The sequence below is a fragment of the Solihabitans fulvus genome (assembly GCF_008386585.1).
Lineage (GTDB): Bacteria > Actinomycetota > Actinomycetes > Mycobacteriales > Pseudonocardiaceae > Solihabitans > Solihabitans fulvus.
On sequence record NZ_VUOB01000061.1, the window covers coordinates 115,769 to 136,767 of the forward strand.

The window sequence follows — 20,999 nt, forward strand, 5'->3', positions numbered from 1 at the left end:
CCCAACTGGTCTTTCCCACCCGAGGACGACCCGCCCATCCCGGTTGCCGGACCCACGCGGGCGGATTGGCAAGAAGTGTCATAAACCGAGGCGGTGGCCTGACTAGACCTGGAACTGGCGGATTTCCGACCTGGAATCCGCCGAAAGGAGATCCAGATGTCTCGATCACCCACCTCGGCGCTCCGCCGCGTACTGGTCGTGCTGAGCGCCGGCACGCTGACTCTGGTCGGCTGCCTGCTCGCCGGCGCCACTCCCATCGGCTTCGCGGCGACGGCGTCCCAGCCCACTGCCGTGTTCGTCGCGACCAACGGGGCCCTCTACGGCTACACCCCGACCTCGCCCGCGGCCCCGATCGGGCCGGCCAAGCTCGCGCCGCCCGGCGCGCCCGTCGCGGCCGCGCGCACGACCAACGGCCAGGTGGCCGCGTACACCATCGGCAACGACGGCTCCGTGGACAAGGCCTGCTCCGCGGGGTCCAACACATGGCAGGGACCGGCCCCGCTCACCTCGGGCGGCTTCGCGAAACCCGGCACGACGCTCACCGCCGTCGCGCAGGGCGGCGCGGTGCTGCTGTCGATCGTCGACAGCAACGGCGGGCTGCGCGTGGCGTACGACTACGACGACGGTTTCTGCGGCACGGGTTGGCGCCCGCCGTGGATCTGCTGCTGGCCGCCACCGCCGCCCTGCTGCTGGTGGTGGGACTACGAGTTCGCCACCGTGGTGGTGAACCAGGAGATCGGCCAGTTCGCCGTCGACACCAAGGGCGAGGTCAACGCCGCGTGGGGCACCGTCGGCGGGCAGTGGCAGGGCTCCGGGCTGACCGCTCCGGGCACCGCGAGACCGGGCGGCGGACTTGGCGTGGTCGCCGCGCCCAATGCGCCGGTCGCGCTGTTCTACCTCGGCATCGACGGCGCGCTCTGGCAGGTGCACCCAGCGCCGGGTGGCGGTGGCGACGAGCCCCGCCCGATCAGCCCGGCCGGAATCGCCCCGGCCGGCGCCGAGCTGTCCGTGGTCGCGGGGCCGAACGGCCGCACGGACGTCTTTGTGTTCGGCAACGACGGGTCGATGCTCGACGTCGCGTCGCCGACGCCCGGCAGCTGGTCGTCGCCGCTTCCGGTGAGCCAGCCGAAGCTGGGCGGCCCCGGCGGTCCGCTGGCCATCGGCACCGCGCCCGGTCCCGGTCAGCTGTCCATGAGCGGCGCGTACGCGGCGGACGGGTTCTGCGGCACCAACGGGCGTCCCGGCCATCTGCCGTTCCCGTGGCCGCCGCGCAGGGTCGACTGGTCGTCGGACGGCGCGTCGGGCCTCATGGACTCGGCCACGTACCTGGCAGCGGTCTGAGGACCGGGGATTCGGCCGAACTCAGCCACGAGTTCGGCCGAACCCACCGGCCGGGACTGCGGCGCGAGCCTCAGTCCGTTGGTTTCCTCGAGAACAGCTGCCGCGCGATGATCTCCCGCTGGATCTCCGAGGCGCCCTCGTAGATCCGTGGGGCGCGCACTTCCCGATACAGGTGTTCGAGCAGATGCCCCTGCTCCAGTGCCCGCGCGCCGTGCACCTGGATGGCCACGTCCACGGCGAACTGCGCGGTCTCGGTCGCGAACAGCTTGGCCATGGCGGCGAGATGGCCGATCCCGGTCAGCCCAGCGTCGTGCGCGGCAGCCGCGTTGTGCACCAGCAGCCGCGCCGCCTGCAACCGGGTCGCGACCTCCGCCAACTGGTGCGACACCGCCTGGAACTCCCGCAACGGCCGCCCGAACGCCTGGCGGTCGCTCGCGTAGTCCACCGCCGCGTCGAGCGCCGCCTGGCCCATGCCGACCGCGAACGCCCCGACGCTGGGGCGGAACAACTCCAGCGTGCCCATCGCGACCGACCAGCCGCGCCCGACCTCGCCGAGCACGTGCGAGTCCGGCACGAACACGTCGGTGAACCGCAGCCCCCCGATGGGATGCGGGGAGACCAGCCGCAGCGGCTCGCCGTCCAGCCCCTCGCTGGCGCCGGGAACGGCGAAGGCCGTCAGCCCGCGCGAGCCGCGTTCCTCGCTGGTGCGGGCGAACACCGAGTACACGTCGGCCGCCGGCGCGTTGGAAATGAACGACTTCTCGCCCGTGAGCCGGTACCCGCCTGCCACCTTCCGCGCGGCCAGCGCCAGCGCCCCGGCGTCCGAACCGGCGCCCGGCTCGGTCAGCGCGAACCCGGCGGCCGCCGCGCCGCTCGCGATGCGCGGGATCCACTCCGCGATCACCTCCGGCCGCCCGGCCTGGAGGATCGGATACCCGCCGAGGCCCTGCAACGCCAGCGCGGTCTCCGCCTCGGTGCAGTGCCTGGCCAGTCCCTCCCGCAGCAGGCACAGGTCGACGGCCGGCACCGTCGGCCGGTGTGTCCCGGCCGAGTCGGTGGTGAAGACCCGGCCGAGCAGGCCGTGCTCGGCGAGCGCCGCGAGCAGCGGCCGGTTGATCTCGCCCGGCGTGCCGGCCGAGGCGATCGGCGCGAACACCCCGGCCGCGAGCTTCTCGCTGCGCGCCAACAGTTCTCGCTGCGCGTCGGTCAGGTGCGTGTCGGTCAGGCGCGTGTCGGCCATCAGGACTCCTCGGGCACGGTGGCCACCCCGACCAGCTCGATCCTGGCCGCCTGGTCGAACAGCTCGGCGACGCCGAGCAGCGCCATCGCCGGGTAGTGGCGGCCGAAGTGCCTGCGGTAGACCGCGCCGAGTTTGGGCAGCGCGGCCCGGTACTCGGCGACGTCGGTGACGTAGATGACCAGTGACACCAGGTGTTCCGGCCGTCCGCCCGCCGCGGCGAGCGCGGCGACGACGTTCCCGGCGGCCACGTCCAGCTGCGCGGCGATGGTGTCGCCGACGATCGAGCCGTCCGGTCCCTGCGCGGTCTGCCCGCCGAGGTGCACGGTGGCCCCCGGCGCGGCGACCACGGCGTGCGCGAAGCCGACCGGCGCGGCGAGTTCGGGTGCGGTGATGATCCGATGCGGGGTGCTCACCGTCGTGTTCCCTTCGGCTTTGTGGCATGCAGTGTGCTGGTCGGCGCGGCGAGTTCGGGTGCGGTGATGATCCGATGCGGGGTGCTCACCGTCGTGTTCCCTTCGGCCTTGTGGCGTGCGATGTGCTAGTTCGTTGCGGGAACATGCTCATCGGCCCCGCCAGTGCGGCTCGCGGCCCGCGGTCCAGGCGGCGTAGAACTCGGCGTGGTCCGCGCTGGTCATCAGCAGCGCCTGGGTCATCGCCTCCAGCTCGATCGCGCCGGCGAGGTCGAGGTCGAGTTCGCGGGTGAGCAGCACCTTCGTTGCGGAGTACGCCATGGCGGGCCCGTCCGCGAGCCTGCGGGCCAGCGCGGCGGCGTGTTCGGCCAGCATCTCGTCGTCGACGACGTCGGTGGCCAGGCCGATCGCGTGCGCCCGGTCCGCGCCGAGCTTGTCGCCGAGCATGAGCAGCTCGGTGGCGCGCCCCAGCCCGACGATCCTCGGCAGCAGATACGCCGAGCCCATGTCCGCCCCGGCCAGTCCGACCCTGGTGAACAGGAACGCGAACGCCGCCGACCGCGCCAGCAGCCGGAAGTCACTGGCCAGCGCGATGACCGAGCCCGCGCCCGCGGCGATGCCGTTGACGGCGGCGATCACCGGCAGCGGGCACTCCCGCAGCGCCCTGACCACCGCGCCCGTCATCCTGGTGAAACGGAGCAGGTCCGCGGTCTCCATCCGTTGCAGCGCACCGATGATCTCCTCGACGTCGCCGCCGGAACAGAAGCCCCGGCCGCGCCCGGTGATCACCAGCACGCGCGCGTCGCCCCGGTGCGGCAGCTCGGCGAGCAGGTCGCGCAGGTCGGCGTAGGCGTCGAAGGTCAACGCGTTGAGCTTGTCCGGCCGGGACAGCGTCACCGTGGCGACCCCGTCGGACACGTCGAAGTCGAAGTGCCGCCAGCTTTCGGTGAAGCCGGCCGACGCGCGGAACCTGGTCACGTCTGGATCCCTCCTCCGTCGAGGACGAGCGTCTGCCCGTTGATGACGCCGGCCTCCGGCGCGGCGAGGAAGGCCACCGCGAAGGCGACCTCCTCGGGTTCGAGCAGTCGGCCGAGCGGCGAGGTGGCGGCGAGCGCCGCCTCCGCCTCGGCCTCGCCCCGACCGGTGCGGTCCGCGATGCGCCGCACCGACTCGGTCGTCATGTCCGTGCGGACGAACGCGGGGCACACCGCGTTGGCGGTCACCCCGGTGCCGGCGACCTCCGCCGCGACCGCCCGCATCAGCCCGACGGCGGCGTGCTTGGACGCGGTGTAGCCGGCGGTGTAGCGGTAGCCGACCCGGCCGGCCGTCGACGCGACGGTGACGATCCGGCCGCCGCCGCGGTCGAGCATGCCGGGCAGCACCGCCCTGGTGCACAGGAACGCGCCGGTCGCGTTGACGTCGAGCTGTGCGTGCCAGTCGGCGAGCGTGCTGCGGCGCAGCGGCGAACTCCGTGCCACTCCCGCGTTGTTGACCAGCACGTCCACCGGCCCGATCCGCTCGAACAGCGCCGCGACACAAGCCTCGTCGGTGACGTCGCAGACCTCGGCGCGCCCCGCCGAGTCGGCCAGCGACTCCGCGCCGCGCCCGACGGCCACCACGCGGTCTCCGCCGGCCGCGAAGTGCGCCACGATCGCCCGCCCGATACCTCGGCCGCCGCCGGTCACCACCACGACTCGCCCGGTCACGACGTCCCCAACTCGCGCAGCGCGCGGCGGTCGAGCTTCCCCGACGCGGTCTTGGGCAGCTCGGTCACGAACCGCACCTCCCTCGGGGCCTTGTACGCGGCGAGGGCGGCCCGCACGAACTGTCGGAGGGTGTCGGCGCGTTCGGCGGACCCGTCGACGCCGGCCCGCAACTGCACGAAGGCCATGGGCAGCACCAGTCCCTCCGCGTGGTAGCCGACGACCGCGCACTCGACGACGTCGGGATGGCCGAGCAGACAGTTCTCGATCTCGGCCGGCGCGACCCACCGGCCGCCGACCTTGAGCAGGTCGTCGGCCCGGCCCCGGTACCGGAAGTACCCGTCGGCGTCGTGGCTGAACAGGTCTCCGGTCCGCACGGTCGAACCGTGGAAGGTCTCCGCCGACTTCTCCGGCGCGCCCCAGTACGCCAGCGCGGCCGTGTCGCCGCTGACCTCCAGCACGCCGGCCTCGTCGTCCGGCGCGTCGGCGCCGAGGTCGTCGAGCACCCGCGCCCGGTACCCGGGCACCACCTGGCCGAGCGTGCCGGCGCGCGCCTGTCCCGGCCGGTTGGAGAGGTAGATGTGGTACAGCTCCGACGAGCCGATGCCGTCGAGCACGTCGACGCCGAAGGCGTTGTCCCACTTGCGACCCAGCTCCTCCGGCAGCGCCTCGCCCGCCGAGGTGCACATCCGCAGGCAGCTCAGGTCCGCGGCGCCTGCGGCGGGATGGGCCACCATGGCGCTCATCATGGTCGGCACGTTCACCAGGATCGTCGGCCGGTGCCGCGCGATCAGCTCGAAGATCCGCTCCGGTGTCGCGCGGTCGGGGAAGATCAGCCCGGCGGCGCCGACGCCGAACGGGAACAGCGCGGCGAGATCCCTCGCGTAGCCGAAGAACAGCTTGGGCACCGGCAGCACCAGGTCGTCCGCCCGCAGGTCGAGCACGCCGCGCGCGTAGCGCTGGAAGCTGTGCCACGGGCTGCTCGCCGGGTGCACGCACGCCTTTGGCGCGCCGGTGCTGCCGGTGGTGAACTTCCAGATCGCGATGTCGTCGCTCGTGGTCGGCGCGGCCGAGAGGTCCTGCGGCGCCTGGGAAACGAGGCCGTCGAAGGACAGCTCGCCGGGCAGCAGCTCGGCCTCGGGCACGCCGACCACCAGCAGGTGCCTCGGCCGACTGCCGGCCGCGATCGCCTCGCGGAACGGCCCGAGCGTGGTGCCGTCGACGATCACCACCTCGGCCTCGGTGTAGTCGAGGTAGTAACGATAGTCCTTGGGGCGCAGGTAGGTGTACACCTCGGCGGTGACCGCGCCGATCTTGAGCACCGCGTACCAGGCCGCGACGAACGCCACGCCGTCGCCGAGCGCGAGCAGCACCCGCTGCTCCCGCCGCACACCAAGGGACAGCAACACGTTCCCGACCCGGTTGGTCAGCGCGGCGAGGTCGCCGTAGGTCGTCGCGCCGTCGTCGGTCACCAGCGCCGGCCGGTCCGCGCGGCCCTCGGCCACGTTGCGGTCGAGGAACCAGCTCGTCACGTTGAACCGACGGGGCGGCTCCAGTGCACCAGACACGTCAGGCACCCGGCCTCCCTCGCCTCGGCTCGTCCCGCCCGCCGGTGCCGCGAACCAGGTCGCGGATCACCTCGACCAGCAGGTCGGTGAGCACCTCGAAGGTCGCCTGCCCCTCCGCCGCGGTCGCCTCGGCCGGCGCTCCGCAGTACGCCTTGTCCATGCCCATGGCCGCGAAGCTGTGCTGCCCGCCGGATATGGCGGCCGGCAGGTTCACCGACACCGCAGGCAGCTCGCGCATCTGTTCCGTGTCAACGAGGTCCGGTCGGTCGGCGAGCACGAGCGAGGTCTCGTAGCGGCCGGCGTGGCACTCGCCTGCCAGGAACTCCTCGGTCAGCCGCTCGGCCCGGCGCCTGCGGGTCAGGTCGAGGTACCCGACGAGCACCCGCCGCCGCGCGGACACCGTGTCCACGGCGCGTTGCAGGGTGGCGATGTGCTGGGGCTCCAGGTGGTTGTTGACCACGACGACGTGCCGGAACTCCTGGTCGATCACGGCCGTGCAGACGTCGACCACCAGCGCGTGCAGCGTGTCGCCCGCCACGTGCACCGCGCCGGCGAAGCCCTCGGCGAAGCGCGTGACGCCGTAGGGGAGCGCGGGCAGCACGAGCGCCCGCACCTCGGGATCGTCGGCCAGTCGCCGCGCGGCGCGCTCGCACATGCCGGCGGAGATCAGCGGGTCGGTGCCGAGCGGCGCGTGCGGTCCGTGCGGCTCGACCGCGCCGACGGGCAGCAGCAGCACCGGTTTCCGCTCGGTCGTCAGGAGCGCCGCGGCCTGCGGCGAGGTCAGGTTCGCGAAGTGGAGTTCGGTCACTCGTGTCCTCCCGTCTCACCCTCGGTGGCGCCGCGCCCGCTCATCCGACCGCCGCCCGGTCCAGATCGGTCTCGGCCAGCTCGACCAGGCACAGGTCGCCGCGTCCTGCGGCGACGATCGTGTTCACCTCGTCCTGCGTGGTCAGGTAGCCGCCGACCAGCGTCGGCACGGCCGCCTGCGCGCGCACCCGGTCGCTGAGCCCGGTGAGGAAGCCGCGCCGGTACTGCGGGCGGCTCTCGGCGACGGTCTGGCCGGCCTCGACGTGGATCAGCTCGGCCCCGGCCGCCATCAGCTCCCGCGCCACCGCGACGCCGTCGGACACGGTCAGCCCGCCGCGCGCCCAGTCGGTGACGGTGAGCCGCACGGCAAGCAGCCGGTCGCTCGGCCACACCGCGCGGACCTCGCGCAGCACCTCGATGGGGAAGCGCAGCCTGCCGGCCGCGTCGCCGCCGTACTCGTCCTCGCGGCGGTTGGTCAGCGGCGACAGGAAGCCTGCCAGCAGGTGGCCGTGCGCCAGATCCAGTTCCAGCACGTCGAAACCGGCCTCGGCGGCGCGCGCCGCGGCCGAGGCGAAGTCGGCGCGCAGCCGCGCCAGGTCGTCCGCGTCCGCCTCCTTCGGCACCGCGCTGCGCGACAGGTACGGCAGCGCCGACGCGGCCAGCAGCGGCCAGCCGTCCGCGCCGAGCGGCAGGTCGACGCCGTGCCTGGCCGGGCGCGCCGCGCCGCGCCGGCCGGCGTGCCCGAGCCGGACCCCGGCCAGCGCGCCAGCCGCGTGCGCCTCGGCGACCGGGCCGCGCCACCGCTCGACGTCGCGGTCCGCGCACAGCGTCGGGCAGTCCGGCTCGGTGCGGCCGTCCTGGCTCACCGTGACCAGCCCGGTCAGCACCAGGCCGGCGCCGCCGCGCGCGGCCGAGGAGAGGTCGCCGTCCCGCGCCGCGCGCACGATCCTGTTGGGCAGCACCAGGTTCCCGATGCGCAGCGGCGCGAACGCCGGCGGCGGGGTGAGGGCGGGGAGTGGCGGCCGGCCGAGCGCGTCGTCGGTGAACCAGGTGTCGAGCACCCGCACGAACTCCGGGTCACGCACTGCCAGGTTGGCGTGGCTGATCCGGCCGCTGCGGGTCAACAGGTTGAAGGCGAACTGGATCGGGCCGAGCCGCGTGTAGGCGCCGACCCGCTCGAAGTAGCCCGCGCTGTCCCCGGCGGCCTGCTGGAACCGCTCGACCACCGGCTGTCGTTCCAGCTCGTAGTCGACCAGCGCTGCGGCGACGTTTCCGTGCCGCACCAGGGAGTTGGCCAGCGAGACGGCGTCCTCCATGGCGAGCTTGGTGCCGGAGCCGATGGAGAAGTGCGCGGTGTGCGCCGCGTCGCCGAGCAGCACGATGTTGCCGTGGTGCCAACTAGAGTTGCGCACCCTTGGAAAGCTCAGCCAGGTGGATCGGTTGGACAGCAGGCGATGCCCGGCGAGGTCCTCGGCGAACAGCGCCTCGCAGAAGCCGATCGAGCCCCGCTCGTCGACCGCGTCGAGGCCGGCGCGCCGCCAGGTCGCTTCGGGACACTCCACGATGAACGTGCTGGTGTTCTCGTCGAACGGGTAGGAGTGCACCTGGAACAGCCCGTGTTCGGTCTGCCGGAAGACGAACGTGAAGGCGTCCAGCACCAGGTCCGTGCCGAACCAGACGTACTTGCAGCCCTGCGGCGTCACGTTGCTGCCGAACTCGGCCTCGTGCGCGCGCCGCACCATGCTGTTCACGCCGTCGGCGGCGACCAGCAGGTCGGCCTCGGCCGCCAGGGCCGCCGGGTCGTCCACCTCGACGCCGAACCGCAGCGTGACACCGAGTTCGAGGCAGCGGCGTTGCAGGATGTTCAGCAGCCTGGTCCTGGCGATCGCGGAGAACGTGTGGCCGCGCGAGCGCAGCAGCCGGTCCCGATAGCGGATGTCCACCGAGTCCCAGCGGGCGAACGTGTCGGTGATCTCCAGGTAGGTAGGGAAGTCCGCGTCGCGCAGCGCGCCGAGTGTCTCCTCGGAGAACACCACGCCCCAGCCGAACGTGGCGTCCGGGGCGTTGCGCTCCAGGATCGTCACCTCGTGCGCGGCGTCCGCCTTCTTCAGCAGTATCCCCAGATACAGCCCGGCCGGACCCGCGCCGACCACGGTGATCCTCATGTCGCCGCCCCCGGGTCGGCCCCGGTGGTCACCCGATCACCTCGGCGAGCCGGTCGACCTCGGCGAGGTCGGACACCGTGGGCAGCAGGATCAGCACATCGCAGCCCGCTGCCGCGTAACCCCTGACGTAGTCCCGGATCGCGTGGCCGGTCGTCAGGTTGCCGGCGGCGATTCGGTCGGCGAACGGCCCGAGGAAGTCGTAGTAGTCGCGCAGGTACGCGGTGCCGCGGTCGGGGTCGCCGAGGCCGAAGTAGCCCTGGCCCCACAGCAGGGGCCTGCCGGGCCGGCCGAGATCGTGCCACGCGGCCGAGGCCCGCGCGGCGGCCGAGGCGAACGCCCGAGGCGGCCCGCCGCCGTGCGCGTAGCCGTCGGCGTAGCGGGCCATCCTGGCGAACGTCGCGCCGCTGCCGCCGCCGACCAGCAGCTCCAGCGGTGGCCGGGCCGGGTCGCGCAGGTGGGCGAGCTGGTCGGACAGCCGCGCGCCCCGGTCGCGGTGCGACACCTCGGCGGCCTCGTAGTCGTCGAGTCGCGCGCCGACGCCGAGCCCGAGGGTGAGCCGCCCGCTCGAGATGGTCTGCACGGACTCTGCCTGCTTGGCCAGCAGCGCGGCGGACCGCAGCGGGCCGATGGCGATCATCGTGGCGAGCCCGATCCGCGAGGTGACCGCCGCGGCGGCGGCCAGCGCGGTGAACGGCTCGACACTGTCGTAGACGAGGCGGTCCAGCACGGCCAGCGTGGAGAACGGGCCGGCGTCCGCGCGGCGCGCCCAGTCCAGCAGCAACGCGCCGTCCGCCCCGGGAGTGGTGTTGGGAAGACCGATACCAACCAGCAACGCCGACCTCCTTAAACACTGGTGTCCAAGACCTGCTCGGGTGGTCGCCTAGGGCACGCTCAGGCGGCGATCTACGGCGTTGGCGTCCGTTCGAGTACCGCCGTACGAGTCACGAACGCCTGCCTTGTAGCTCATCCACCTGACCGCGCCCGGGTGGTCAGGTTGCGAAGGTGGTTCTTCCTTGTCGGGCTGCCTGCGTTCAATAGTTTACGCCTCACCGCGCTGCGGTGTATAGACTGAGCGCCATGTCGGTCGAGGCGTTCGAGCCCGCCCCGCAGGACCTGGTCGTCACGCTGCTCGGGGCCCACGTCGGGCCGCAGGAGGGGCGACAGGTGTGGTCCGGCGGGCTGGTCGCGCTGCTCGCCGAGTTCGGCTTCTCCGAGGGCGCGGCCAGGGTCGCGCTCACCAGGCTCGTCGGCCGCGGCCTGCTCGACCGGGTCAGGGACGGCCGCCTGGTGCACTACACGCTCACCCCGCGGATCCGCGCCGTGCTGGCCGAGGGCGACCGCCGCATCTTCTCCCTCGGCCGCGAGACCCGCCCGGCGACCAGGTGGACCGTGCTCTGGCACGCCATCCCGGAGGATCGCCGCCTCGCCAGGGAACGCCTGGTGCGCAGGCTGCGTTTCCTCGGCTTCGGCCAGGTGCAGGACGGTACCTGGATCGCCCCGCACGACCGCGAGCGGGAGGTGGCCGACCTGCTGGCCGAGCTCGACGTCGGCCGGCACGCCGGCCTGCTGCTCGGCCATCCCGCCGAGGCGCTGGACTTCGGGTCGTTCGTCGCCCGCGTCTGGGACCTCGACGACCTGGCGGCCCGCTACCGGGCTTTCCTGGCCGACTTCGGCCGGTACCGGTCCGACGCGGCGCGCGCCGCCCTGGACGACCGGGCCGCCCTGCTGCTGCGCACCAGGCTCGTGCACACGTTCCGGCAGTTCCCGTTCCTCGACCCCGAGCTGCCCGAGGATCTGTTACCCCGACCGGAGCACCGCGCGGAGGCCGTGATGGTGTTCCACCACCTGTATCCAGCGCTGGCCGAACCGGCTCAGCGGCACTTCGACAGATTGACCACCCCATGACTGACCAGTCCGCCGCGCTGACCTACACCTCCTACCTCGCGCTCGACGACATCCTGGACGCCCAGCGGCCCAGGTCTGACGAGCACGACGAGATGTTGTTCATCGTCATCCACCAGGTCTACGAGCTGTGGTTCAAGCAGCTGCTGCACGAGCTGCGCCACCTCCAGGGCAGGCTCGCGGAGGGCAACTCCGCGCACGCGCTGCACACGCTGCACCGGGTGCTGCGGATCCTGAAGGTCGCGGTCGCCCAGATCGACGTGCTGGAGACGATGACGCCGAGGCAGTTCACCAGCTTCCGCACGAGGCTGGACGCGTCAAGCGGTTTCCAGTCGGCGCAGTTCCGCGAGCTGGAGATCATCCTCGGCCGCCGCGACCGGCGCGCCTTCGCGCACTACCCCGAGGGCAGTGACGCGCGCACGACGCTGGTCGAGGCGATGACCCGGCCGTCGCTGTTCGACTCCTTCCTGCGCTACCTGTCCGTGCTCGGCTACCCGGTGCCCGAGGAGCGGCTCGACCGCGACCCCGGCCAGCAGGCCGAGCCGTCCGAGGAGGTCCAGCAGGTGCTGCTGGCGGCCTACCACGACGACCGCGAGGCGGCCCAGGTCGCCGAGCGGCTGGTCGACTTCGACGAGGGCATGCAGGAGTGGCGCTACCGGCACGTGAAGATGGTGGAGCGCACCATCGGCGACAAGGCGGGCACCGGCGGCTCCTCCGGCGCGGCCTACCTGCGCACCACCCTGTTCAGCCCGGTCTTCCCCGACCTGTGGGCCGTGCGGAGCGAGCTGTGACGACCCTCGACGAGCTGCGTCGCTCGCCCAACGCGCTCGCCGCGCACTACTCGCGGTTCCGGGTGGCCGACCGGCTGCTGCTGTCCGGCCACTCGCACCAGGCGTGGCCGGATGTCGCGCTGGAGGGCCAGGTCCGCGCGTTCGAGGACGCGGCCGAGTGCGTTGACGAGAAGTGGGGTCGGGCCTTCGCCAAGGCCGACGAGGTGCGCGCGGGTTACCGAACGCTGCTCGGCGACCCGGCGGGCGAGATCGCGTTGGGCGCCAACACGCACGAGCTGGTGATCCGTTTCCTGTCCGCGCTCGACCTGCCAGGTCGCCCCCGGCTGGTGACCACCGACGGCGAGTTCCACACGCTGCGCCGGCAGCTCGCCAGGCTCCGCGAGGCGAGCGTCGACGTGGTCGCGGTGCCGGCGGAGCCCGCCGACACGCTGGCCGAGCGGCTGGCCGAGCAGATCGACGGCCGGACCGCCGCGGTGTTGGTGTCGGCGGTGCTGTTCGAGACCTCGCGGATCGTGCCCGGCCTCGGCATCCTGGCCGCCGCGTGCCGGGAGCGGTCGGTCGAGCTGCTGGTCGACGGCTACCACGCGCTTGGCGCGGTGCCGCTGCCCATCCACGACCTCGGCCTCGGGGATGCGTGGATCGTCGGCGGCGGCTACAAGTACCTCCAGCTCGGCGAGGGCAACTGCTTCCTGCGGTTGCCGAGGCAGGCCGAGGACCTGCGCCCGGTGATCACCGGCTGGTACGCGGAGTTCGACGCGCTGGCCGAGCGGCGGCCGGGGCTGGTCGGCTACGGCCCCGGCGCGACCCGCTTCGCCGGCTCGACCTACGACCCGACCAGCAACTACCGGGCCGCGCGGGTGTTCGCCTTCTTCGCGGAGCAGGGGCTGACCCCGGAGTTCCTGCGGCAGTCCTACCTGCACCAGACCGGCCTGCTGGCCGAGGAGTTCGACGCGCTGGACGCGCCGGAGGAGCTGATCACCAGGGACCGGACCGCGCCGCGCACCGAGTTCGGCGGGTTCGTGTCGCTGCGCACGCCCAGGGCGGGGGAGTTGCAGCGGGCGCTGGCCGGGCGCGGCGTACTCACCGACAGCCGCGGCGAGTTCCTGCGCTTCGGCCCCGCGCCCTATCTGTCCGACGAGCAGCTCGTGTCCTCGGTGGCCGCGCTCGGTGAGGCGCTGCGGGCGCTCTGACGGCGCGGCGGGCCTCTCGGCCGTTCGGCCGAACGGGGGAGGGGCTCGTCCGCGTTCAGTCGTCGTTTGGGTCTATTGCGGCGCGATGTTCGAACGCCGGTCGAACAGTGGCGGAGAACGGCCGATTCTAATGGGTGACGAATTCACTCTATAAGGGGGGTTGTCGTGTGCTAATGGGCGGGCAAGACTAGCCACGGCACCGCCACTCAGACGACCTCCTTATATCGAATGGAGGACGTCCGGTATCACCCTTTCAGGTGTAACGACCACCCATCAAACACCCGTGTGCAACATCTCTCGGAGGAGAATCCCATGAGGAAATCCCCGGCTATGGAACAGGGTTATGACGGTCAACGATCCCGTTGGATGAGGAGCAGACGCGGCACGCTGGTCGCACTGTTCGCATTCGTGGCGGCAATGCTCCTGCCGATCACCACCGCCAGTACCGCGCAGGCCGCCACGGGCGACCTCACGTGCAACGACGGCAACTTCCAGTTCAACTTCACCCCGGCGCTCGACGCCACGCACACCACCGCGAAGACCGACGTCGAGGGAGGCCTGGTGGACTGCACGTCCCCCAATGGAACCTTCTCGAGGCTGAAGTCGGGCGTCAGGGTCGGCAAGGGGGACGCCACCAAGGCGGCCAGCGCTCCGTGCGCGCCGCTGCCGCAGATGGTGATCCACGAGGACGCCGTGCTGTTCTGGAACACCGGCGAGGTAAGCAAGTTCCACATCACCGTCGACACGACGGTCAATCCGCCCGTCTTCATGGCCGTGTTCACGGACGGTCCGCTGACGGGCGACACGGCCAACGCGTCACCACGGGAGATTCACAGCAACTCCGACTGCGCGACGGCCGGACTTCAGTCGCTGACGTCGACCAGCCTTTCGGTGTCCTGGCAATAACCTGACGGCCGGTGGTCGCGCGGAGCCGGCCGGGTGGAAAAGGGATTGCGTGTGGGCATTCCCTTTCCACCCGGTTCCGTCAGTCGCGAACCTGTTGGAGGGTCCAGGTATTGCCGTCCGGGTCGGCGAAGCCCGCATAGGAGACGGTTGGCTTGCCCGGCGCGCTGAGGTCGGTCACCTCGCTGATGTCCACGCCCCGACCGAGCAGCTCCGCGCGTGCCGTGTCGATGTCGGCGACCACCAGGTGCAGGCCCCGGACCGAGCCGGGCGGCGTGTCGATGACCCCCACACCGAAGGCGATCGAACAGGCTGATCCCGGCGGCGTCAGCTGCACGATCCGGAAGTCGTCGCTCACCCGGTGGTCGAAGTCCACCACGAAGCCGAGTTGCCCACTGTAGAAGGACTTGGCGCGATCCACGTCCGCGACGGGGATCGGCACCAGCTCCAGCCGAAGGTCCATGACGGGAGTCTGGCGGAGACCAGGGTGGTTCGCCTGTCGGCACGCGGGGCCGTGGCTCAAGGTGATTCTGCGCGACTTTGACGACGGGTTCGCCCGGCGCGCGGGGCCGTGGTCATATCCTGCCGTGATGGCAGACGATGCGGATGTGATCGTCGTTGGCGCGGGCCTCGCTGGTCTGGTCGCCACGGCTGAGCTGGCGGACGCCGGCCGACGCGTGATCCTGGTCGACCAGGAACCCGAACAGTCCCTCGGCGGCCAGGCGTTCTGGTCCTTCGGCGGCCTGTTCCTGGTGAACTCCCCCGAACAGCGCAGGCTCGGCGTGCACGACTCGACCGAGCTGGCCCTCCAGGACTGGCTCGGCTCGGCGGCGTTCGACCGCGACGACGAGGACCGCTGGCCGCGGCAGTGGGCGCAGGCCTACGTCGACTTCGCGTCGGGGGAGAAGCGCGCCTGGCTGCACGACATGGGAGTGCGCTGGTTCCCGTTCGTGCAGTGGGCCGAGCGCGGCGGCTACCTGGCAGGCGGGCACGGCAACTCGGTGCCGCGCTTCCACATCACCTGGGGCACCGGCCCCGGCATCGTCGAGCCGTTCGTGCGCCGGGTCCTCGCGGCACGGGCCCGAGGGCTGGTCACGCTGCGGTTCCGGCACCGGGTCACGGGTCTGCGCACCGAGGCTGGGGTCGTCACCGGCATCGAGGGCGAGGTGCTGGAGGCCAGCAACGTCGAGCGCGGGGCGCCCAGCTCCCGCGCGGTCGCCGGGCAGTTCGAGTTCGGCGCCCAGGCGGTGGTCGTGACCTCCGGTGGCATCGGCGGCAACCACGAGCTGGTGCGCAGGAACTGGCCTGCGCGCGCCGGCAGGCTGCCGCAGCACCTGCTCTCCGGCGTCCCCGACCACGTGGACGGGCGCATGCTGGAGGTGGTCAACTCCTCGGGCGGCCGGATCGTCAACGCCGACCGCATGTGGCACTACCCCGAGGGGATCCGCAACCACTCGCCGATCTGGAGCCGGCACGGCATCCGCATCCTGTCCGGCCCATCGCCGCTGTGGCTGGACGCGACCGGCCAGCGGCTGCCCACCCCGCTGTTCCCTGGCTTCGATGCGCTTGGCACCGTGGAGCACATCGTCAGGGGCGGGCACGAGCACTCGTGGTTCCTGCTGAACCAGCGGATCCTCGGTAAGGAGTTCGGCCTGTCCGGTTCGGAGCAGAACCCCGACCTGACCGGCCGCGACGCCCGCCTGGTGGTCAAGCGCGCGCTGCCCGGCGCGGTCGGGCCCGTCGAGGAGTTCGCCAGGAAGTGCGAGGACTTCGTCTTCGGCCGGACCATACCCGAGCTGGCCGCGAAGATGAACGAGCTGGTCGGCGAGCCGCTGATCGACCCGGCCGCGCTGGAGCAACTGGTGCTGGCCCGCGACCGGCAGGCGGACTCCGGGCTGGGCAACGACGCGCAGATCGCCGCGACGGTCGCGGCCCGCCGGTTCGTCACCGACCGGCTGATGCGCGCGACCAAGCCGCACCGGCTGCTCGACCCGGCCGCCGGGCCGCTGGTCGCGGTGCGGCTGTCCATCCTGACCAGGAAGACGTTGGGGGGTCTGGAAACCGACCTGTCCGGCCGGGTGCTCACCGACTCCGGCGAGCCGCTGCCCGGCGTCTACGCGGCCGGCGAGGCCGCCGGATTCGGCGGCGGCGGCGTGCACGGATACCGCGCGCTGGAGGGCACCTTCCTCGGCGGCTGCCTGTTCTCCGGCCGGGTCGCCGGCCGCGCGGCGGCGCGGGCGGTCGGCTGAGCGACCGACCTCGCGGGTCCGTGCCGCGCCGAAAGGGCGCGCGGCACGGACCCGCGACGCGGCCGAATGCGCTTTCCGGGGCGATAATCATTATCGAGGAATAGTCATAAAAACAGCCCATCGGCTCGTTTGTTGACGGCAGTTCGTCTCCTATCATCGAGTCGGCCGTCCGACGGTCGGCTAGTCCCTGCGTTCTGCTTCTCTGCTTTCGCTCTGCATTCCCTGCCCCTGTCACCGCCTCCGGCCGAGACGCGCGGACGATCCCGCGCGCCCGCGACGAGGCGGTGTCGTGGTCCTCCGGAAAGGACGGACTGATGCAACGGCGAACGACCCTTGCCGGTCTGGCCAGCCTCGCGCTGGTCATCGGCATCACCACCGCACAACCCGGGTTCATCGGCGAGGCCGCCACCCAGCCGGCGACACCGGCGCACGCGCCGGCCGCCTGCGCCGGCGAGGTCGTCGGCAACGGCGGCTTCGAGAGCGGCCTGACGCCCTGGGCCCAGAACGACACGATCGTCGTGGACAACACCCAGGGCGAGGCCGCGCACGGCGGCAGCCACCTGGCCTGGCTGGACGGCTACGGCTCGACGCACACCGACACCCTCACCCAGCAGCTCGCCATCCCGGCCGACTGCACGCAGGCGAGCCTGTCGTACTGGCTGCACATCGACACCAAGGAAACGGACCCGAACACCGCCTACGACGTGCTGACCGTCTCGCTCGGCGGCACCACGCTGGCCACCTACTCCAACAAGGACGCCGGCAACGGCTACACGCAGAAGACCTTCGACGTGTCGGGCCAGGCGGGCAAGACCGTCACGCTGACCTTCAACGGCGTCGAGGACTCCTCGCTGGCGACCAGCTTCGCCATCGACGACGTGTCGCTGACCGGCACCGGTGGCACGCCGTCCGGCCCGACGGTCACCTCGCCCGGCAACCAGACCGGAACCGTCGGCAAGGCCGCCAGCCTCCAGATCTCCGCGACCGACCCTGGCGGCTCGACGCTGACCTACGGGGCGACCGGCCTGCCGACCGGGCTGTCCGTCGCGGCGAACTCCGGGCTGATCACCGGAACCCCGACCACCGCGGGCACCTACTCCGTCACCGTCACGGCGACGAACACCTCGGGGAAGTCGGGCTCGGCGTCGTTCACCTGGACGGTCAACCCGCCCGGCGGCACCGACACCACCAGAACTCCTTACCAGGCAAGCTATGCGGTCAACCTGACCAGCGACTCGACCGGCGCGCACTGGTCCGGTACCGAGAACGTGACCTTCGCCAACGCCTCGGCCACCCCGCTGGCCGAGGCGTACCTGCGGCTGTGGGACAACTACCACGGCAGCTGCCCGACCACCCCGATCACGGTCAGCAACGTGACCGGTGGGACCGCCGGCAGCCTCGAGGTCAACTGCACCGCGCTGAAGGTGACGCTGCCGACGCCGCTGAACCAGGGGCAGCAGGCCACCATCGGGTTCAACCTGGTGATCGACGTGCCGGCCAACTCCGACCGGTTCGGCCGGGACGGCGCGTACAGCTTCATCGGCAACGCGCTGCCGGTGCTGGCGCTCAAGGACGGCAGCGGCTGGCACCTGGATCCCTACACCAACAACGGCGAGTCGTTCTACACGTTGGCCAGCGACTTCAACGTCGTGCTCGACCACCCCACCTCGGTGTTGGTGCCGGCCACCGGCACGAGCACCGACCAGCCAGGCACGTCCGGTCGCACGGTCACCACGGCCACGGCGGCCAAGGTGCGTGACTTCGCCTGGGGCGCCGGGCCGTTCGCGAAGCAGAGCACGACCTCGTCCACCGGCGTCAGGGTGAACACCTACGCCGTCAGCGGCGTGAGTTCCAGCAGCGCCACCAGCATGCTGAACACCGCGGCGCAGGCGATGGACTCGCACTCCGCGAAGTACGGCGCCTACCCGTACGGCGAAGTAGACGTGGTGCTGGACAACAACTTCTGGTTCGGTGGGATGGAGTACCCCGGCTTCATCCTCGAGACGATCAGCAACACGGCCCTGGTGCACGAACTGGCCCACCAGTGGTGGTACGGGATCGTGGGCGACGACCAGTACAACGGCCCGTGGCTGGACGAGTCCTTCGCCGACTACGCGACGGACGTCTACTTCGGTGACAACGGCGTCGGCTGCTGGAACAACGTGTCGTGGGCCGGCGCGGACGAGCGGATCACCAACTCGATGGCGTACTGGGACCAGCACTCCGACCGGTACTCCACAGTGGTCTACGGCTACGGGAAGTGCGCCCTGCACGACCTGGCCGGTGTGCTCGGCTCCTCGGTGATGGCGCAGTTCCTCAAGGACTACGCGCAGTCGCACTGGTACGGCGTCTCGACCACCGCCGAGTTCAAGGCGGCGGCGCAGGCCCGCACCTCGACCGACCTCACCTCGTTCTGGTCGCAGCACAGGATTGTCGGCTAGGAGTTCAGCCGACCGACCGACGCGGAGGGCGTCCCGGCTACGCCGCCGGGGCGCCCTCCGCCTTTGCTGGGACCGAGGTCACCAGAGCGTCAGTCCGGTCGGGGCGTCCTCGGCGCCGCGTTCGAAGGCGAGCAGCTGCCGCTTGCGGTCGATGCCGCCGCCGTAGCCGGTGAGGTCGCCGTTGGCGCCGACCACGCGGTGGCACGGCACGATCAGGCTGATCGGGTTCTTCCCGTTGGCCAGGCCGACCGCCCGCGCCGCGGTCGGGCTGCCGATCCGCTCGGCCAGCTCGCCGTAGGACACGGTCTCGCCGTAGGGGATGTCCAGGAGCGCGGTCCAGACCCGCCGCTGGAACGGCGTGCCGAGGAACGTCATCGGCAGGTCGAACTCCGTGCGGCGACCGGCGAAGTAGTCCGCGAGCTGGTCGGCGACCGCGCCGAACGGCTCGTCGTCCGGCACGCCGAACGTCTCGGCGGGCGGCCGGTGCCGCTGCTCGTGCATGTACAGGCCGGCGAGGACGCCGTCGACGGCGACCGCCGTGAGCGGGCCGACCGGGCTGTCCAGGACGGTGTGCGAGCGGTGTCCGGTCGCGGTCTCGCGGTCTCTCGTTGCGTGCATGCCACAAGTCTCGTCCGCCGGCAACGCCTCGGCTGGCGGAAATCCGACACGACCCTGCGCCCCTGGCAGCGCCGTCCGAAAGTCGCTACTCGGCCGTCAGGTCCAGCATCGCGGTGAGCGTGTTCCAGTTCCGTGCCGTCGCGGTGACGCCGAGGCGCTTCTCCCACAGCGAGTGCAGCAGCTTGGTCCTGCCGATCCCGTTGGGGCACCAGACATAGATCTCCCGGACACCGGGCGCGAACTCGTCCGGCGCGAACCTGGCGGGGTCGAGCTGGCCGAGCAGCTCGAGATCCGGTGCTGCGGACAGGAAGTTGACCACGTACCTGGCCGGGTCGTTCGCGCGCTCGCCGAACGGGTCGGCGGCGGCGATCGCGGCCAGCTCCTCGGGCGTCCGTGCCAACACCGGCACGTCGAGGTCCAGCTCCTTGAGCAGGCACTCCTCGATCGCCCGTTCCGCGTCCGCTGGCGAGGTGCGGCCCGCGTCGAACACCACGTTGCCGGTCTGGAGGTGCGTGCGGACCGAGCCGTAGCCAAGGCCCGTCACCAGTTCCCGCAGCCGCGGCATCGGGATCTTGTTGCGGCCGCTGACGTTGATGCCGCGCAGGAACGCGGCCAGAGTCGCCATGCCGCCGATCGTAGGTGATCGTTCCCTGGCCTGCCCCGATCTGACCCGGCCGGTCCTCGCCGGCCTGATCAGTCCTGATCAGTCCTGATCGGCCGGGGAACCCTCGTCGGCGTCGGCGTCGGTGTCCGTCTCGGTCGGTAGGGGCGCGCGGCGGCGGAGGTACACGACGCCGGCGTCCAGGTCGAGCGGCCCGAGGTCGGCGCCCTGGCCGGAGCCGTTCTCGCCGTCGCTCTCGCTTTTCAGCTTGCGCCCGGGAAACAGCTCACCCAACAGTCCCATGCCCCCACGATAGCCGCGCTAGTGGTTCTGCAACCGCAGGATGTGCTGCGGGTCCAGCACGAACTCGACGCCGATGGTGACCTGCGCGGACGGCTCGACGCGCGCGCCGCCGCCGAAGAAGTTCACGTTGCAGCCGCCGCTGCCGCTGAGCACCAGCCACTTCGCCTGCGCCAGCCGGATGTCGCCGTTCAGGCTCGGGGCGAGCTGCCAGCCCTGCGTGTCGAGGTAGTTCGTCGCGCCCTGGACGGCCACGCTCGCGATGACCGGCCCGAGCTGCGGCAGCTTCCAGTGCAGGAAGTTGACCATGAGGCCGGCCTGGACCGGGCCGGGCGAGGTCGGGAACTGCAACTGGAACGCGGGGTCGCTGAGGATGTCCAGCTCGCCGAGCGTGCCCTCCAGGTGTTCCAGCCGCAGGTCCGCGAGCGTGTACTGGAACTGGAAGTTGAACTGACCGCTCAGCGCGTCCAGCCCGAGATTGACGTTGAACTGCGAGTGTGGGCCATCGGGATCAGGCAATGGACTCGCCTCCGTACTGCGCCTGCTGCTGCTCGGCCTGGCTGTAGTCGATGCCCGTGATGTGGTCGGGGAACTGGGCCGCCAGCGCCCACTGCACGTGCTCGTCGGTGAAGTCGGCGCCGTCCGGTGCCGGCACCTCGAGGCTGTCCAGCTGGAAATGCGGCTCGTCGACGTACTCGGGCTCCTGCTCGCCGTCCATTGACCCACCTCCGCGTCAGGTCGACCGTAGGAAGCAGGCGCGGCGGCCGGCA

The 20,999-nt window shown here is 71.7% G+C and carries 21 protein-coding genes; 7 read left to right on the forward strand and 14 right to left on the reverse strand.

From position 1 onward, the window contains the following. Nucleotides 1-156: 156 nt before the first annotated feature. Nucleotides 157-1,341 carry a hypothetical protein gene (locus F0L68_RS30385; protein ID WP_149853287.1) on the forward strand — a complete coding sequence of 395 codons (1,185 nt, stop codon included), beginning with the start codon at nt 157-159 and terminating at the stop codon, nt 1,339-1,341. Between the two features lie 70 nt (nt 1,342-1,411). Here the strand turns inward: F0L68_RS30385 and F0L68_RS30390 are convergent, their stop codons facing one another. From F0L68_RS30390 to F0L68_RS30425, 8 genes are all read right to left on the reverse strand, one after another. Then, nucleotides 1,412-2,581, reverse strand: a complete 1,170-nt coding sequence (locus F0L68_RS30390; protein ID WP_149853288.1) for an acyl-CoA dehydrogenase family protein — start codon at nt 2,579-2,581, stop codon at nt 1,412-1,414. After that, a complete protein-coding gene (locus tag F0L68_RS30395) occupies nt 2,581-2,994 on the reverse strand; it encodes a RidA family protein (protein ID WP_149853289.1) in 414 nt (137 codons plus the stop codon). Before F0L68_RS30395 ends, F0L68_RS30390 begins: the two co-directional genes overlap by 1 nt. Before the next feature lie 147 nt (nt 2,995-3,141). Continuing rightward, nucleotides 3,142-3,969, reverse strand: coding sequence for an enoyl-CoA hydratase family protein (locus F0L68_RS30400; protein WP_149853290.1), 828 nt, complete (start codon nt 3,967-3,969; stop codon nt 3,142-3,144). Beyond that, nucleotides 3,966-4,697, reverse strand: a complete 732-nt coding sequence (locus F0L68_RS30405; RefSeq protein WP_223199265.1) for an SDR family NAD(P)-dependent oxidoreductase — start codon at nt 4,695-4,697, stop codon at nt 3,966-3,968. The genes F0L68_RS30400 and F0L68_RS30405 overlap by 4 nt, the downstream gene beginning before the upstream one ends. Further along, a complete protein-coding gene (locus F0L68_RS30410) occupies nt 4,694-6,271 on the reverse strand; it encodes a benzoate-CoA ligase family protein (RefSeq protein ID WP_223199266.1) in 1,578 nt (525 codons plus the stop codon). The genes F0L68_RS30405 and F0L68_RS30410 overlap by 4 nt, the downstream gene beginning before the upstream one ends. After that, nucleotides 6,264-7,070, reverse strand: coding sequence for a creatininase family protein (locus tag F0L68_RS30415; RefSeq protein WP_149853291.1), 807 nt, complete (start codon nt 7,068-7,070; stop codon nt 6,264-6,266). Before F0L68_RS30415 ends, F0L68_RS30410 begins: the two co-directional genes overlap by 8 nt. A gap of 40 nt (nt 7,071-7,110) precedes the next feature. Next, the gene (locus F0L68_RS30420; protein WP_149853292.1) at nt 7,111-9,234 is read right to left on the reverse strand and encodes an oxidoreductase; all 2,124 of its coding nucleotides are present in this window, start codon (nt 9,232-9,234) and stop codon (nt 7,111-7,113) included. A gap of 28 nt (nt 9,235-9,262) precedes the next feature. Then, on the reverse strand, nt 9,263-10,066 hold the full coding sequence (locus tag F0L68_RS30425) for an LLM class flavin-dependent oxidoreductase (protein ID WP_149853293.1): 804 nt from the start codon (nt 10,064-10,066) through the stop codon (nt 9,263-9,265). Between the two features lie 245 nt (nt 10,067-10,311). Between F0L68_RS30425 and F0L68_RS30430 the strand changes: the two genes are divergently transcribed. The 4 genes from F0L68_RS30430 (at nt 10,312) to F0L68_RS30445 (ending at nt 14,023) form a co-directional block, all read left to right on the forward strand. Further along, nucleotides 10,312-11,139 (forward strand): PaaX family transcriptional regulator, encoded by an 828-nt coding sequence (locus tag F0L68_RS30430; protein WP_149853294.1) that lies wholly within the window; start codon nt 10,312-10,314, stop codon nt 11,137-11,139. Next, nucleotides 11,136-11,927: a tryptophan 2,3-dioxygenase gene (locus F0L68_RS30435; RefSeq protein WP_149853295.1), complete on the forward strand. Its 792-nt coding sequence runs from the start codon at nt 11,136-11,138 to the stop codon at nt 11,925-11,927. The genes F0L68_RS30430 and F0L68_RS30435 overlap by 4 nt, the downstream gene beginning before the upstream one ends. Then, complete coding sequence (locus F0L68_RS30440) at nt 11,924-13,117, forward strand: kynureninase/PvdN C-terminal domain-containing protein (RefSeq protein ID WP_149853296.1); 1,194 nt, start codon at nt 11,924-11,926, stop codon at nt 13,115-13,117. Before F0L68_RS30435 ends, F0L68_RS30440 begins: the two co-directional genes overlap by 4 nt. Before the next feature lie 366 nt (nt 13,118-13,483). After that, nucleotides 13,484-14,023 (forward strand): hypothetical protein, encoded by a 540-nt coding sequence (locus F0L68_RS30445; protein ID WP_149853297.1) that lies wholly within the window; start codon nt 13,484-13,486, stop codon nt 14,021-14,023. 79 nt (nt 14,024-14,102) lie between these two features. On the opposite strand, the gene F0L68_RS30450 is transcribed toward F0L68_RS30445, so the two are convergent. Then, complete coding sequence (locus F0L68_RS30450) at nt 14,103-14,483, reverse strand: VOC family protein (RefSeq protein WP_149853298.1); 381 nt, start codon at nt 14,481-14,483, stop codon at nt 14,103-14,105. Between the two features lie 127 nt (nt 14,484-14,610). Between F0L68_RS30450 and F0L68_RS30455 the strand changes: the two genes are divergently transcribed. Continuing rightward, nucleotides 14,611-16,269, forward strand: coding sequence for an FAD-binding dehydrogenase (locus F0L68_RS30455; protein ID WP_149853299.1), 1,659 nt, complete (start codon nt 14,611-14,613; stop codon nt 16,267-16,269). Nucleotides 16,270-16,583: 314 nt separating this feature from the next. Then, complete coding sequence (locus F0L68_RS30460) at nt 16,584-18,710, forward strand: putative Ig domain-containing protein (protein WP_149853300.1); 2,127 nt, start codon at nt 16,584-16,586, stop codon at nt 18,708-18,710. Between the two features lie 78 nt (nt 18,711-18,788). Here F0L68_RS30460 and F0L68_RS30465 read toward each other — a convergent pair whose 3' ends face one another. The 5 genes from F0L68_RS30465 to F0L68_RS30485 all read right to left on the reverse strand — a co-directional run bounded on the left by F0L68_RS30465 (nt 18,789) and on the right by F0L68_RS30485 (nt 20,947). Beyond that, nucleotides 18,789-19,328: a methylated-DNA--[protein]-cysteine S-methyltransferase gene (locus F0L68_RS30465; RefSeq protein WP_149853301.1), complete on the reverse strand. Its 540-nt coding sequence runs from the start codon at nt 19,326-19,328 to the stop codon at nt 18,789-18,791. A gap of 85 nt (nt 19,329-19,413) precedes the next feature. Further along, entirely contained in the window at nt 19,414-19,953 is a 540-nt protein-coding gene (locus tag F0L68_RS30470; protein WP_149853302.1) for a DUF1697 domain-containing protein, read from the reverse strand. 78 nt (nt 19,954-20,031) lie between these two features. Continuing rightward, a complete protein-coding gene (locus F0L68_RS30475; RefSeq protein ID WP_149853303.1) occupies nt 20,032-20,232 on the reverse strand; it encodes a hypothetical protein in 201 nt (66 codons plus the stop codon). Nucleotides 20,233-20,250: 18 nt separating this feature from the next. Next, nucleotides 20,251-20,748, reverse strand: a complete 498-nt coding sequence (locus tag F0L68_RS30480) for a hypothetical protein (RefSeq protein ID WP_149853304.1) — start codon at nt 20,746-20,748, stop codon at nt 20,251-20,253. Beyond that, the gene (locus F0L68_RS30485) at nt 20,741-20,947 is read right to left on the reverse strand and encodes a hypothetical protein (RefSeq protein ID WP_149853305.1); all 207 of its coding nucleotides are present in this window, start codon (nt 20,945-20,947) and stop codon (nt 20,741-20,743) included. The genes F0L68_RS30480 and F0L68_RS30485 overlap by 8 nt, the downstream gene beginning before the upstream one ends. Between the last annotated feature and the right edge of the window lie 52 nt (nt 20,948-20,999).

What these genes read in the sequence shown, in the direction of transcription:
- F0L68_RS30385 (WP_149853287.1), top strand. Translation starts at nt 157, where the DNA reads ATGTCTCGATCACCCACCTCGGCGCTCCGCCGCGTACTGGTCGTGCTG.
- F0L68_RS30390 (WP_149853288.1), bottom strand. Translation starts at nt 2,581, where the DNA reads ATGGCCGACACGCGCCTGACCGACACGCACCTGACCGACGCGCAGCGA.
- F0L68_RS30420 (WP_149853292.1), bottom strand. Translation starts at nt 9,234, where the DNA reads ATGAGGATCACCGTGGTCGGCGCGGGTCCGGCCGGGCTGTATCTGGGG.
- F0L68_RS30430 (WP_149853294.1), top strand. Translation starts at nt 10,312, where the DNA reads ATGTCGGTCGAGGCGTTCGAGCCCGCCCCGCAGGACCTGGTCGTCACG.
- F0L68_RS30435 (WP_149853295.1), top strand. Translation starts at nt 11,136, where the DNA reads ATGACTGACCAGTCCGCCGCGCTGACCTACACCTCCTACCTCGCGCTC.
- F0L68_RS30445 (WP_149853297.1), top strand. Translation starts at nt 13,484, where the DNA reads ATGAGGAGCAGACGCGGCACGCTGGTCGCACTGTTCGCATTCGTGGCG.
- F0L68_RS30450 (WP_149853298.1), bottom strand. Translation starts at nt 14,483, where the DNA reads ATGGACCTTCGGCTGGAGCTGGTGCCGATCCCCGTCGCGGACGTGGAT.
- F0L68_RS30455 (WP_149853299.1), top strand. Translation starts at nt 14,611, where the DNA reads ATGGCAGACGATGCGGATGTGATCGTCGTTGGCGCGGGCCTCGCTGGT.
- F0L68_RS30460 (WP_149853300.1), top strand. Translation starts at nt 16,584, where the DNA reads ATGCAACGGCGAACGACCCTTGCCGGTCTGGCCAGCCTCGCGCTGGTC.
- F0L68_RS30465 (WP_149853301.1), bottom strand. Translation starts at nt 19,328, where the DNA reads ATGCACGCAACGAGAGACCGCGAGACCGCGACCGGACACCGCTCGCAC.
- F0L68_RS30470 (WP_149853302.1), bottom strand. Translation starts at nt 19,953, where the DNA reads ATGGCGACTCTGGCCGCGTTCCTGCGCGGCATCAACGTCAGCGGCCGC.
- F0L68_RS30475 (WP_149853303.1), bottom strand. Translation starts at nt 20,232, where the DNA reads ATGGGACTGTTGGGTGAGCTGTTTCCCGGGCGCAAGCTGAAAAGCGAG.
- F0L68_RS30485 (WP_149853305.1), bottom strand. Translation starts at nt 20,947, where the DNA reads ATGGACGGCGAGCAGGAGCCCGAGTACGTCGACGAGCCGCATTTCCAG.